Raw genomic sequence first — 12,298 nt, 5'->3', positions numbered from 1 at the left:
TCGCTCCTTCGATGCTGCGGCGCGTCGAGCGCGTCTCGTCGCCGATTGCCGCGCGTCGTAGCCGCGCAGGAAGCGAGGTCCTACCGTCCTCCAATACTTCAGCGCCGATTCGTATCCGATAAGCATATCCATTCGGTCATCCTATCGTAATCTGGCAGAGATTTTCGGTTTAGGCACGCTTGTGCGATGACTCACATGCCTCTTTCAGCGATGGAAAAATCTGACCTGGCGTTTCTCCAGCGGTTCCGATGCGTACTCGAAAGAAGCCTCCCGTTTCCGTGCCTAAACCGCAAATTTCTGCCGCGAAACGCGCCCTGCACCGCCGACGTTGGGATCACGACTGGGGATCGCGAGTGGGAGGCAACGCAGCGCCGATGACGTTGGCCGGCGACCCCTCGGTTTCCTACACGCGCTCCTCGATGCCGTGCTGGATCATGCGCAGCAGCAGCTCCGACATCTCGGCGGGGGATTGCGGCGTGCCCTTCTTCAGCCAATGCGACAGCATGCCGAGGGCGCCCGACACGGCGAACAGGTACATGTACTCGAGGTTGTCGGCCTCCACCGCGCCGGGCGCGTCCGACATCTGCAAATCCACGAGGTGCGCCAGCTCCATGATCTGTTGCTGGAAGCTGCCGTCGCTCTCGTCCAGCAGCATGATGAACACGTCGGCGTTTTCCTTCGCGTACTCGAGGATCTTCACCACGTTGCGCGTGCGCGGCTCGTTGTCGGCCAGCAGCCGCGCCTTGAGGTCGCCGAGCGCCTCGGCCTCGACATGCGCCAGCAGATCGTACTGGTTGCGGAAGTGGGCGTAGAACGTGCTGCGGTTCACGTCGGCGGCAACGCACAGCGCCTTCACCGATATCTTGGAGATGTGGTTCTCGCGCATGAGGTCGATGAGGGCGGTGGTGAGGGCGCGCTTCGTGTACTGCACGCGACGGTCGATCTTGTCGGTTTCCATGCGACGCCTCCTTCGATTCGCTCGCTCCATTATAGGGCATGCGAGGCCTGTCGGCGCTGATCGAAAGCCGACAACTGCAAGTTGTCAAAGTGCGCACTGGAATTACTGGCGCGTCGCGCCAGCGGTCGCTATGATCGGGATGTCGCCTGTTGGAAGCGGGGAAGGAGCCCTCCCAATGAACCTCGATATCGCCGAGCGCCTCGCCCAGATGCGTCGCCGTCGCGGCCTGTCGCAGGGCGAGCTGGCGCGCGCGTTGGGCCTGTCTCGCCAAGCCGTCTCCAAGTGGGAGCGCGGGGAGTCGTCGCCCGACACGGAGAACCTCGTCGCGCTGGCCGACTTCTACGGCGTGTCGCTCGACGAGCTCGTGCGCCCGGGTCGCGGCGCAGAGCCGAAGCCCGCAGCCGATAGGGAGCCGACGCTCGTCGAGCCCGGCCAGCCCGACGATTCGGCATCGGCCGACCCGCTTGCGCCTCGTTCTCCGCGTCGATGGACTCGCCGCGCCGCCATCGGCTTGGGCGTGGCGGCGGCGTTTGCCGCGGGAGCGTTCTTGGGGTCGGGCACCGTCCCTTACCCGGGCGGGCAGCTCGACCTCAAGAGCGGCATCAAGCGCCTGTTGGGTTACCCTGAGATCCGCGGGCGCGACTTCAACACGGTCGGTTTCCGGAACGTCGTGCTCGAATGGCCGGCGGGTACGGTGGAGTTCGTCCCCACGAGCTCGTTCTTCCCGCTCACCGTGGAAGAGTCGGTTCTAGCAGGGGAAGGGATGCGTGCCTCGTACAAGATCGAGGACGGCACGCTGCATCTCTGGGACGGCGACGCGCGCGGCTGGGACGACCCGTCGGCAGGGCGCGACCTGACCATCTGGCTGCCGATGGACGATGCGAAAGACGAGCGCGGCTACGATACGGGCGGCTGGTCGTTCGACACGCTCACGCTCAACACGAGCACGGCGACGTTCAAGGTTTCGCGGCTTGCCGGACGGCGACTGGAGGTTGTCCTGCGCAACGGCGTGCTCGACGATCGGGAGGATCCACCCGAAGAATCCGCGCCCGCGGGGCACGGCCTCGACGTCGAGGAGCTCGACCTCGCGGTGGATGAGGGCACCGCGCATGTGCGTGCGGGCTCGCGTTCGTTCAAGCTCGCGCTCGACGGCGGCAACGTGTTCGCCACGCTCACGGACGGCGCGCTGCGCGAGGGCGAAGGCTTTCGCGCGGAGGCGACGGTGAAGCGCGGCGCGCTCGCAATCTGCCAGCCGAATGCCGCCGAAGGGTGCACGGCGCACGTCTCGCTCGCCGCCCCGAGCGACGTCGACCCCGATGCCGATTCTGCGCGGTTCGAAAGCTCCCTCGCCCTCGAGCGCGAGCGCGACTCGGCTGCGCAGGCCTATCGCTGGGCGGGCGATCTCGGCGTCCAAACCGATGCGAGCCCGCTCGTGCGCACGCAGGACGAGATCGTGTACGACGTCGCCCTCGAATCGGGCACCTTCGGCCTCTACGCGTCGCCTGCCTGGGATGCCGATGCCGACGAGCCCAACCGCGACCTCGCCTCGGTCATTGCCGAAAGGAGGTGATGCAAGGCGAATTTCAGCGTGACAAATGTCACGAAATCCCACTTCGCAGGCGTATGCAACCGGCGGTTGCGTAAAATGATAACCAGACATGCTGGTGCAACGAGCCAGGCAACCGTAGGCTGGGAATCGAGAAGGAGCGGACACCATGTCCCCAACGTCGAAGAAGGGATCGTTCATGAACGTCGAGATTGCCCAGCGCTTAGCTGCTATGCGACGCGAGCAAGGATACAGTCAAGAGGAGCTGGCCGAGCAGCTCGGGCTGTCGCGGCAGGCGGTGTCGAAGTGGGAACGCGCCGAGTCGTCGCCCGACACGGGAAACCTCATCGCGCTCGCGAAGCTGTACGGCGTGTCCATCGACGACCTGCTGTGCATCGACGACGACGTGGTGGACGACGTTCTGTTCGAGGAGAAGGACAAGGACGTCACCGCCGAGGCCCAGGCGCAGGAAGCCGCCGTGCGCGCCAACGAGGCAGCCGTGCGCGCGGCGCAGGCGGCCGTGGCCGCGGCGCAGGCCCGCGCGACGGCCGAGCAGGCGCACCAGGCCCCGCAGCCGCAGCCCCAACCGCAGCCCCAACCGGTCCAGCAGCCCTTCTACGGCGCGGCCCCCACGCCCCAGCAACCCCAGCAACCTCAGCAGCCGCAGGCTCCCTACGCGCCGCAGGCCCCCGAATCCTACGGCAATCAGCAGCGCCGCCAGCGCGGCCCCTGGTCGACGTTCCCGTACCCCGTGTTCTGCGTGTTCGCGTACATGGTGCTGGGCTTCCTGTTCGGCTGGTGGCATCCGGGCTGGATCCTGTTCCTCACGATCCCGCTGTACTACTGGATCGCGCACATCATCGAGAACGACCCGAACTACCGGTCGAACCGGCGCTAGCGAAAGGGTCTCATCATGACGAAACTAACGGGGGCGTCGTATGTCAAAATCGCGCTCATCATCGTGTTCGGCGCGCTCATCCTGGGCGCCATCGGCTTCGGCGGCTGCTCGTCCTGGCGTCTGAGCAGCGGCATCTGGGGAGAGACGAGCATGGGCTCGGCCAGCGTCGACGCGGCCGACGTCAAGAACCTGTCCATCAAGTGGGGCGCCGGCGAGGTCAAGGTGGGCGTGACCGACGGCGGCGACGCCATCGAGCTCATCGAGACGTCCACGGGCGGCGCGACGAAGGCGCAGCAGATGCGCTGGTCCGTCAGCGGCGACACGCTCAACGTGGACTACGGCCAGTGGTTCTCGTGCTCCGCGCTGATGGGGCGCAAGAGCCTCGAGGTGCGCATCCCGAAGAGCTACGCCCAGCAGCTGGGCACCGTCGACATCGACGGCGCGTCGGGCGACTACGACGTGAGCGGCCTCGGCTGCGAATCGCTCAAGCTGCAGCTTGCGTCGGGCGATCTGACGGGGCTGGACCTGCGGGCGGACGAGCTGCGCGTCGACGTCGCCAGCGGGCACCTGAACGTCGAGGGCCGCTTCCCCGATCGGGTGAACGTGCGCACGGCGTCCGGCGAGACGCGCGTCGTGTGCGAGGAGGTATGCCCCTCGTCCATCGACGTGGACATCGCCAGCGGCGAGGTGGGGGTGGCCGTGCCTCGCGACAGCGGGTTCACCGCGCGCATCGACAAGGCGTCCGGCGACTTCACCAGCGCGTTCTCGTTCTCGCAGAACGGCAACGTGTACACGAGCGGCGACGGCAGCGCCAGCGTGAACGCGCACATCGCCAGCGGCGAGTTCCGCATCGACTCGAGCAACTGACGGAAGCGGAAGGGAGGGCCGGTTAGCGGGTCGGCTCTCCCTCGCCGTACACGCAGCATTGCGATTTCCCGGCGCGCTTGGCGCGGTACAGCGCCTCGTCGCTGCGTCGGATGAGCTCGTCGATGGAGAAGTTCTGATCGTCGGACGTCACGATGCCGATGCTGCCCGTGAGCGGCCGCGCGTGCTCGTCGACCGTGGAACGCTTGCACAGCTTTGCCAGCAGCCCCTCGGCCTGCTCGCGCAGCTCGCGCGGATCGCGTTCGCCGAACACCGCCACCACGAACTCGTCGCCGCCCCAGCGGATGGCCAGGCCTTCCGGGAACGTCTGGCGCAGCAGGGTGCCCACCTTCAGCAGCGCCTCGTCGCCCACCGCGTGGCCGTACTGGTCGTTGATGTCCTTGAAGTCGTCCAGGTCGAGCGTGACGAGCGACAGCGGCTCGGCGCGGTCGCGCTCCTCGAGGTACTCGTAGAAGTAACGCCGGTTGTACAGCCCGGTCAGATAGTCGGTGCGCGCGTTCATCACGGCGCGCTCCTCGAGCCTGCGCGCCTCCGTCACGTCGCGGTAGATGCGCATCTGGCCCGTCTTGTTGCCGAACACGTCCACGATGGGGGTCTTGTTCATCTCGAGCACCTTGCGCTCGCCGTCGATCACGGCTTCGAACTCGCGATCCTCGTGGATCTGGCGCTGCTGGGCGAGCTCGTCGCCGAACACGATGCGCCGCCAGTCCTTGATGTGCCTGCCGACGATGCGGTGCCGATCCACCTTGAAGTACGTCTCGGTTTCGCGGTTCGCGTTGAGGATGATGCCGTCCGCGTCCTCGATGACCACCGAGAACGGCAGCGCGTTGATGAGGATGTCCAGCTCGGTGGCGATGTTGCCCAGGTCGGTCACGTCGTGCGCGATGCCCACGGTGCCCATCGTGCGCCCGTCCTCGTCGAACAGGGGCGACTTGTACGTTTTGAACTGCCGCATGCCGCGCTTCGTCTTCACCTGCTCGTCGAACAGGCACGTGCGGCCGGCCTCCATCGTCTCGTCCTCGGATTCCAGGCACACGTACTCGCCGGTTGCGTACTCCTCGGGCGTGATGTCCCAGATGAAGTAGTGTCCGCGACCCTCCACCTGCCGCTTCGTCTTCTCCACGGTGGCGCAAAACGCGTCGTTCACCTTGAGGTGGGAGCCGCGCGCGTCTTTGAACCAGATGAGCTCGGGCGTGGAGTCGATGGCGGTGTCGAGGTAAGTGCGGGTCAGGCGCAGGTCGGACGCCAGCAGGGCCTCGCGTTGCAGGCGGGCGAACTCGAAGGCGAGCCGCGTCTCGTCGAGCGGTGCGATCCAGGCGGCGTCGACCAGCGCGTAGTCGTCGGCGTCCCAGGCGGCCAGCGTGCCGGCATCGGCGACGATGACGAAGGCGCTGAACGATTCGCCGCGCTGCTGGCGTCGCTGCGAGGAGAGCGCCTTGAGCGCGCGGGAGGGGCGGGAGGCTCCGTGCGCCTTCTCGAGCAGGGCGGCGTCCGCGATCACGATGTCGCCCGCGAGGAACGCGTCGTCGTCCCAATCGTCGAGGGCGCTGAGCTCGTGGGTGAAGCGCTCGAGGGGCGCGATGCCTTGCAAGGCCGCGACGAGCGGGCCGGAGACGCCGAACAGGTTGATGTGAAGCGTTTTCCGGTACATGGCGCCCCCTCCTCGTTGATTGAGCACATTGTACTCTGCTCTGAACGATATGCTAGAGCGAAATATCCTCTGCGCGTCGATTGCCGGGAAAGCAGCATTCGCCTGGTGCTATAATACCAATGAATTGCTGTATTGCGACAATTCGAAGGGGACGGGCGTCGCATGTTCAACGCGCTCACGATAGGCTATCTCTTCCTGGGCGGAACCGGCGCGGGCGCCCTCGCCGTGCTGTGCGTGCTCGAGTGCGCTCGCGCGCTGCGATGGCGCGCGCTCGCCATGCCCGAGGAGTTCTTCGCGCGGGGGTGGCCCGTCTGCGCGGTGACGTTGGCGACGGGCATCCTGTGCCTGCTCGCGGACCTCGGCCGTCCCGACCGCCTGCTCCACCTGCTGACCTCGCCTGAGCCGTCGGCGATGGCGGTCGGGTCGTTCGCGCTTGCGGCCGCGCTGGTGCTTGCGGCGGCGTTCTCGGCGTTCGCGCTGTTCGACACCGTGCGCCTGCCCCGCGTCGCGGTCGTGTGCCTCGCGGCGGCGGGCGTCGCGGCGGCGGGCGCGACGGCGGCCTACACCGGCGTGCTGCTGGAGAGCCTCGCGTCGGTGCTGCTGTGGCGCACGCCGTTCGTGCCGGCGCTGTTCGTGCTGTCGTCGGCGTCGTGCGGCATCGCCGTGGCGTTTTTGGCGGCGTCGTTCGTGGAGACGCGGCACCCGTACCGCGGGCCGCTCGTGTGGCTCGCGCGTGTCGACGGCGGCATCGTGCTCGTGGAAGCGGGCTGCCTGGCCGTCTTCCTGCTGCTCGCTTTCGCGGGCGAGGGGACGGTCGCGGCGGCCCGCGCGCTCGTGCTCGGCGAGCTGGCCCCCGTGTTCTGGGGCGTGCTCGCGGTGTGCGGCCTGGCCGTGCCGCTCGTGCTCGAGCGCTTCCTGACGCACGGGAACAGCCGCACGCAGCTGCTGTGGATCGCGGCATTGCTGCTGGTTGGGGGGTTTGCGCTGCGCTGGTGCATCGTCGGCGCGGGCGCGTACGATGTGACGCAGATGCCGGAGGCGCTGTACGGGCTTGCAGGGTTCGGACAGCAGGGATAACCGGGGATAAGGAGCGAGAGCGATGGCGAAACGACGGGCAAGCGAGCGGTTCGCGAAGGACGCGCCCTACGACGTGCGCGACAAGGACGCCGAGATCAGGGCGGCAACCTCGTACGTGCCGCGCAAATCGTCGCGCAACGGCGCGGTCATCTTCAACATCGCGGTGTTCATCGCCTCGTGCGCCGTGGTGCTGGGCGTCGCCTACGCGGCAACGGGCCAAGTGGGCATCGAGGCCATCGTCGCCATGCTGCTGGTGGCGCTGCTCGTGCTGTCGTCGACGCACATCGCGCTTTCCTGGGAGAAGGTGGTCGTGCTGCGGTTCGGCAACTTGAACCGCGTCGTGGGGCCGGGCCTGTACTTCACCATCCCCATCATCGAGCACGGCACCATCCGCGTGGACCAGCGCACCATCGCCACGCCGTTCTACGCGGAGAAGACGCTCACGGCCGATCTCGTGCCCGTCACGGTGGACGCCGTGCTGTTCTGGGTGGTGTGGGACGCCGAGAAGGCGTGCACCGAAGTCGAGGACTACTACGCGGCCGTGTCGTTCCTCGCCCAGACGGCCCTGCGCGAGGCGGTGGGACGCTCCACGGTGGCCGAGGTGGCGCTGCGCCGCGACCAGCTGGACGCCGAGATCAAGGACGACATCGAGAAAGAGGCCGCCAGCTGGGGCGTCGACATCATCTCGGTGAAGGTGCGCGACATCGTGATCCCCGACGAGCTGCAGGAGGTCATGTCACTGGAAGCGCAGGCCGACCGCGAGAAGAACGCGCGCATGACCGTGGCCGGCGTGGAGGCCGAGCTCGCGGAGATGCTGGCCGAGGCCGCGCAGGCCTACGGCGACGCGGGCGCGGCGCTCAAGCTGCGCACCATGCTCATGCAGTACGAGACGGTGAAGAAGTCCAAGGGCACCGTGGTCACCGTGCCCAGCGCCATGAGCGACGGATTCACGGATAGTGCTATGATGAACGGCGACCGAACTACTGAGAGATAGGCTCTATGAACCCACTCGCCTCATTCGAACTTGACTACAACAGCGGCCTGCCGGTCTGGATCCAGGTGAAGAACCGCATCGCCTACCTCATCGGCTCGGGCGAGTACAAGACGGGCGACCGCCTGCCCACCGTGCGCGCTTTGGCGGTGGATCTCGACATCAGCTACAACACGGTGAACCGCGCCTACATGGACCTCGAGCGCGAGGGCTACATCTCCACGCGCAAGGGGAGGGGCACGTTCGTAGCCGAGCGCCACGCCGTGGGCGCCACCCTCGCCGCCGACAGCCCCGTCGAGCTGCTGGTGGACGACCTGATCCGCACCTGCGCCAACGCGGGCATGGCCGACGACGACATCCTCGCCCTCGTGCAGGCAAGGCTCGCCCAACGGCTCGTAGCCAACGGCCGCTAAGGGCGCGCCGTTCCGACCCATCGCCGCCGTCGCGCCCCGCCTCTCGTGGCGCGGGGCCGCGCCCGCGACTCGATGGGCCGTCCCGCGGCGACCTGCGTCGCCTCCCAGCCCCCCATGTTTCACGTGAAACATTCGTTCGCCCCATCCCCTCTATCCTGCAACTAGGCTAATCCCTTAGATTGATTGTCGCAAGTCATTGTGATAATGTGACAGTCACAAGGATTTGGCCAATTCTTATCAGGAGCACGATGGGGGATATCCTGAAGGATTGCGCGCGCGGGAGGCACCAGCTGCACCGCCTTCCAGCCGACGATCGAGGGGGATATCCTGACACGATCTTTGGAGGAGGAGAAATGTCAGGAACGAATGACCCGCACACCGGACTCACCCGCAGAAGCTTTCTCAAGACCACCGGTCTTGTTGCGGGTGCCACGGCGTTGGCGGGCGGCGCAACTCCTGCTATGCATGCGTTGGCCGCGGAGTCGGGGACGGCAAACGGGGATTCCGGAGAGAAGGTCATGCCGGGCCGATGCTACTTCGGCGGCTGCTTCTCATGTAACTACAACGTGACGGTGCGCGACGGTCGAGCGGTGAAGGTGTCGCCCGACCCCGACGCCCTGTTCGGAAGAAGGCCTTGCCTCAAGGGGTATTCGCTTCCGCAGCGCATGTACTCGCAAGAGCGCATCAAGTATCCCATGAAGCGCGTCGGCGAGCGCGGCCAGAACCAGTGGGAGCGCATCTCCTGGGAAGAGGCCATCGCCACCATCACGGAAAAATGGAAGGGCTATATCGACCAGTACGGCGGTCAGTCCATCCTCGTGAGCACGGGCTCGTCGGGCGCGCGCTTCACCGTCTCCGGCGCAAGCCGTCTGGAGAACATCCTGCAATTCACGAACGTGGAGATGTGCGCGGACTGGGCCGTTTACCACGGGCTGCAGCGCGTGTACGGAAACCCTGCGACGGGTATCATGACGGCGCCCGGCAACGAGCCGTTCGAAGAGGACATCTTCAACGCAAAAACGGTGTTCATGTGGGGAAACAACCTTTCCGAGACCTACACGCAGCGCTGGCGCTACCTGATGGAGGCGCAGGAGCAGGGTGCGAGGATCATCTCGATCGACCCCAATGAGACCACCGTTTCGGCGCACGCCGACGAATGGTACACCGTGCGTCCGGGATCGGACCCGGCTCTCATGCTCTCGATGGTGCAGGAGATCATCGCGGAAGACCTGCAGGACACCGCCTATCTGAAGCGCGACACGGTGGGCCCGTTCCTCGTGCGCGACGATACGAAAGAGTTCCTGCGAATGAGCGACCTGGGCGTGGAGCCCACCGAGGGTCCGGTGAACGCCACGACCAAGAAGCCGACGATGATCGATCCGCCGGTGGTGTGGGACGCGGCGTCGGGCAAGGAGATGTCGTCGGCCGAATCGACCGACCCCGAGCTCGAGGGATCATGGACCGTCGGGGGCTTCAAGGTGAAAACCGCGTACAGCCTCATGGTCGAAAGCGTGCAGGAGTACAAGCCGGAGGACGTTGCCGACATCGTCGATATGTCCGCCGACGACATACGCCGCCTGGCGCGTTTGGCGGTGGACGGTCCCGTCTCCCACATGTTCGGCCTCGGATCGCAGGCGTACGACAACGGCTTGCAGTTCGGCTCGGGCCTCGGCTTGCTGCTGGCGGTGACCGGCATGGTGGGCAAGCCGGGCGCGGGCGTGCAGGCCACCGCGTTCATGGGCATGCGAAACGCGAGTTTCCTGTTCCCGACGGGCACGTTCACCACCACCATCCCGGTGCTGCATCTTCCCGAGGTGATGGAGACGGGCACGTTCAAGGGCAAGGACTATCCGCCGTTCAAGGCCCTCTACATCAGGGGGTCGGCGCTGGTGGGCGGCAGGCCCGACAAGAACAAGATCATCGCCGAGATCATCGATAAGATGGAGTTCATCGTCTGCCTCGACGTGGCGTTCACCGACTCGGCGCTGTACTCCGACATCGTTCTGCCGGCGGCGCACTATTACGAGGTTGAAGACGTGTACGGCGCGACGCTGTCCTACCACGTCCAGCATGGTCCGAAGATCGTCGAGCCGGCGTTCGAAGCGAAGCCCGACTTGCAGGTGGCCAAGCTGCTTGCCGAGGGATTGGGCATCGGCGCGTACTTCGAGGGCGACGACGAGTCGTGGCTGCGCGAGCAGCTGAACTTTCCGGCGCTCACGGCGCAGGGCATCACGCTCGACGCGCTGCGCGAGAAGAAGGACATGCGCTACATCCCCGCAGGCGTGGGATACGCGGATGGGAAGTACTACACGCCGACGGGCAAGGTCGAGTTCTACTGCGAGAAGCCCCTCCCGCGCGTCGATCTCGGCCTCGACCTGGACGTGGCTCCCGAGCGCCTGCCGCGCTTCTACCCGCCCTTCGAGGCGTGGCCGGGAACCGATGCGATGAAGAAGTACCCCCTCATCCTCATCCCGGAGCACTCGCGCGGCCGTTTCCACACGGGCGGGTTCGACGGCGTGTGGCTGAACGAGATCGAACGCGGGCCCATCGTGCGCATGAATCCCGATGACGCGAAGGCGAGAGGCATCGTGGACGGTGACGATGTGGAAGTGTACAACGACCGCGGCCACGGCGTGGCGCGGGCCGTGCTCGACGCGGACAAGCGTCCCGGCATGCTGCAGTACCCGAAGGGCTTGCAAGGGCGCCAGTACAAGTCGGGAGACCTCGCGTCGCTCTGCTCGTTGCATATGGATCCTTTCGCGGTGAACTCGTCGTTCGGCGATACGTGCGTTGAAGTGCGCAAGTGGGATGGAGGGAACGAATAATGACTACGCAAAGACTTGGCTTCGTGGTCGACACGAAGCGCTGCGTCGGATGCCACACCTGCGCCGTCGCGTGCAAGAGCGAGAACAACATCCCCGACGGCCTGTGGTGGAACCGCGTGCTCACCGACGGCGGAGAGAGCATCGACTCGTTCAAGGGGGCGTACAAGGCCGCCTCGCGAACGTTCATCACGGTGGCCTGCCAGCACTGCGACAACCCGGCCTGCGTGAAGGTGTGCCCCGTGGGCGCCACCTACCGGGACGAGGAGGCCGGCGTCGTGCGCCAGGACTACGACAAGTGCATCGGCTGCCGCATGTGCATGTCGGCGTGCCCGTACACCGGCGTGCGCTCGTTCAACTGGGAGGAGCCGAAGTTTTCGGTGGACCACGCGATGGGCGACGCGGACGTTCCCGCGCACCAGAAGCACGTGGTGGAGAAGTGCACGATGTGCTATCACCGCATCGCGAAGGGGGAGAACCCGCTGTGCGTCGACGGGTGTCCCGCGTACGCGCGCTTCTTCGGGGATTTCAACGACCCCGACTCCGAGGTGTCGCGCCTGATCCGCGATCGCGAGTACATGCAGCTGTTGCCCGAACGCGGCACCAGTCCCTCCGTCTACTACCTCGTCTAGGGAGATAAGGAGAACGACATGTCTGAGAACGTATCGGCGGCATCGCCCGCCAAGGCTCCTGCTGCCCGGTTCGGGGGTAAAGGACTCAATATCGGCATCGCGGTGGCCGCCGTGATCGCGGCCGCGGGCGTCGCGCTGTGGGGCGTCCAGCTCTCCGGCGGCCTCGTGCAGACCGGCATGCGCAACCTCGACTCGTGGGGGCTCTACATCACCATGTTCATGTTCCTGGTGGGCCTGTCGGCCGGCGGCCTCATCATCTCGAGCGTGCCGCGCGCCTTCGGGATGAAGGGCTTCGGCGGCATCTCGAAGGTGGCCGTGTGGACGTCGATCTGCTGCACGGTGCTCGCCGTCGGGTTCGTCGTGGTGGACCTCGGCCAGCCGGCCCGCCTGTGGGAGCTGTTCGCCTACTCGAACCTCGGCTCGCC

At 66.2% G+C, this 12,298-nt stretch carries 11 protein-coding genes; 9 read left to right on the top strand and 2 right to left on the bottom strand.

The annotated features are described in order from the left end of the window. Positions 1 to 403: 403 nt before the first annotated feature. Positions 404 to 958: a TetR/AcrR family transcriptional regulator gene (locus H8S61_RS16780; RefSeq protein ID WP_154334847.1), complete on the bottom strand. Its 555-nt coding sequence runs from the start codon at positions 956 to 958 to the stop codon at positions 404 to 406. Positions 959 to 1,133: 175 nt separating this feature from the next. Here H8S61_RS16780 and H8S61_RS16775 point away from each other — a divergent pair, with 175 nt between their 5' ends. The 3 genes from H8S61_RS16775 to H8S61_RS16765 all read left to right on the top strand — a co-directional run bounded on the left by H8S61_RS16775 (position 1,134) and on the right by H8S61_RS16765 (position 4,269). Next, positions 1,134 to 2,528, top strand: a complete 1,395-nt coding sequence (locus tag H8S61_RS16775) for a helix-turn-helix domain-containing protein (RefSeq protein WP_186939792.1) — start codon at positions 1,134 to 1,136, stop codon at positions 2,526 to 2,528. A 145-nt stretch (positions 2,529 to 2,673) separates the two neighbouring features. Further along, on the top strand, positions 2,674 to 3,402 hold the full coding sequence (locus H8S61_RS16770) for a helix-turn-helix domain-containing protein (protein WP_186939791.1): 729 nt from the start codon (positions 2,674 to 2,676) through the stop codon (positions 3,400 to 3,402). A 15-nt stretch (positions 3,403 to 3,417) separates the two neighbouring features. Next, positions 3,418 to 4,269: a DUF4097 family beta strand repeat-containing protein gene (locus tag H8S61_RS16765; protein ID WP_160943397.1), complete on the top strand. Its 852-nt coding sequence runs from the start codon at positions 3,418 to 3,420 to the stop codon at positions 4,267 to 4,269. A gap of 22 nt (positions 4,270 to 4,291) precedes the next feature. Here H8S61_RS16765 and H8S61_RS16760 read toward each other — a convergent pair whose 3' ends face one another. After that, a complete protein-coding gene (locus H8S61_RS16760; RefSeq protein ID WP_186939790.1) occupies positions 4,292 to 5,938 on the bottom strand; it encodes a sensor domain-containing diguanylate cyclase in 1,647 nt (548 codons plus the stop codon). Positions 5,939 to 6,100: 162 nt separating this feature from the next. On the opposite strand from H8S61_RS16760, the gene nrfD (H8S61_RS16755) reads away from it, so the two are divergent. From nrfD (H8S61_RS16755) to nrfD (H8S61_RS16730), 6 genes are all read left to right on the top strand, one after another. Further along, a complete protein-coding gene (nrfD, locus tag H8S61_RS16755; protein ID WP_186939789.1) occupies positions 6,101 to 7,015 on the top strand; it encodes an NrfD/PsrC family molybdoenzyme membrane anchor subunit in 915 nt (304 codons plus the stop codon). A gap of 22 nt (positions 7,016 to 7,037) precedes the next feature. Continuing rightward, on the top strand, positions 7,038 to 8,009 hold the full coding sequence (locus tag H8S61_RS16750) for a slipin family protein (protein WP_160943394.1): 972 nt from the start codon (positions 7,038 to 7,040) through the stop codon (positions 8,007 to 8,009). A gap of 5 nt (positions 8,010 to 8,014) precedes the next feature. Further along, a complete protein-coding gene (locus H8S61_RS16745; RefSeq protein ID WP_101721698.1) occupies positions 8,015 to 8,419 on the top strand; it encodes a GntR family transcriptional regulator in 405 nt (134 codons plus the stop codon). 353 nt (positions 8,420 to 8,772) lie between these two features. Then, entirely contained in the window at positions 8,773 to 11,244 is a 2,472-nt protein-coding gene (locus tag H8S61_RS16740; protein ID WP_186939788.1) for a molybdopterin-containing oxidoreductase family protein, read from the top strand. Further along, positions 11,244 to 11,873, top strand: a complete 630-nt coding sequence (locus H8S61_RS16735; protein WP_186939787.1) for a 4Fe-4S dicluster domain-containing protein — start codon at positions 11,244 to 11,246, stop codon at positions 11,871 to 11,873. The genes H8S61_RS16740 and H8S61_RS16735 overlap by 1 nt, the downstream gene beginning before the upstream one ends. Before the next feature lie 18 nt (positions 11,874 to 11,891). Continuing rightward, the coding region (nrfD, locus tag H8S61_RS16730) for an NrfD/PsrC family molybdoenzyme membrane anchor subunit (protein ID WP_186939786.1) at positions 11,892 to 12,298 on the top strand (407 nt) is incomplete at its 3' end.

The organism is Eggerthella hominis, assembly GCF_014287365.1.
In the GTDB taxonomy this organism is placed as follows: Bacteria; Actinomycetota; Coriobacteriia; order Coriobacteriales; family Eggerthellaceae; genus Eggerthella; species Eggerthella guodeyinii.
Note: the sequence above shows the minus strand (reverse complement) of the source record. Positions and strands in the feature narration are given on the sequence as shown.

Bases quoted from the DNA above. Each gene is read 5' to 3' on its own strand.
- H8S61_RS16750 (WP_160943394.1), top strand. From the start codon at position 7,038: ATGGCGAAACGACGGGCAAGCGAGCGGTTCGCGAAGGACGCGCCCTAC.
- H8S61_RS16765 (WP_160943397.1), top strand. From the start codon at position 3,418: ATGACGAAACTAACGGGGGCGTCGTATGTCAAAATCGCGCTCATCATC.
- H8S61_RS16740 (WP_186939788.1), top strand. From the start codon at position 8,773: ATGTCAGGAACGAATGACCCGCACACCGGACTCACCCGCAGAAGCTTT.
- H8S61_RS16760 (WP_186939790.1), bottom strand. From the start codon at position 5,938: ATGTACCGGAAAACGCTTCACATCAACCTGTTCGGCGTCTCCGGCCCG.
- H8S61_RS16735 (WP_186939787.1), top strand. From the start codon at position 11,244: ATGACTACGCAAAGACTTGGCTTCGTGGTCGACACGAAGCGCTGCGTC.
- H8S61_RS16775 (WP_186939792.1), top strand. From the start codon at position 1,134: ATGAACCTCGATATCGCCGAGCGCCTCGCCCAGATGCGTCGCCGTCGC.
- H8S61_RS16770 (WP_186939791.1), top strand. From the start codon at position 2,674: ATGTCCCCAACGTCGAAGAAGGGATCGTTCATGAACGTCGAGATTGCC.
- H8S61_RS16745 (WP_101721698.1), top strand. From the start codon at position 8,015: ATGAACCCACTCGCCTCATTCGAACTTGACTACAACAGCGGCCTGCCG.
- nrfD (WP_186939789.1), top strand. From the start codon at position 6,101: ATGTTCAACGCGCTCACGATAGGCTATCTCTTCCTGGGCGGAACCGGC.
- H8S61_RS16780 (WP_154334847.1), bottom strand. From the start codon at position 958: ATGGAAACCGACAAGATCGACCGTCGCGTGCAGTACACGAAGCGCGCC.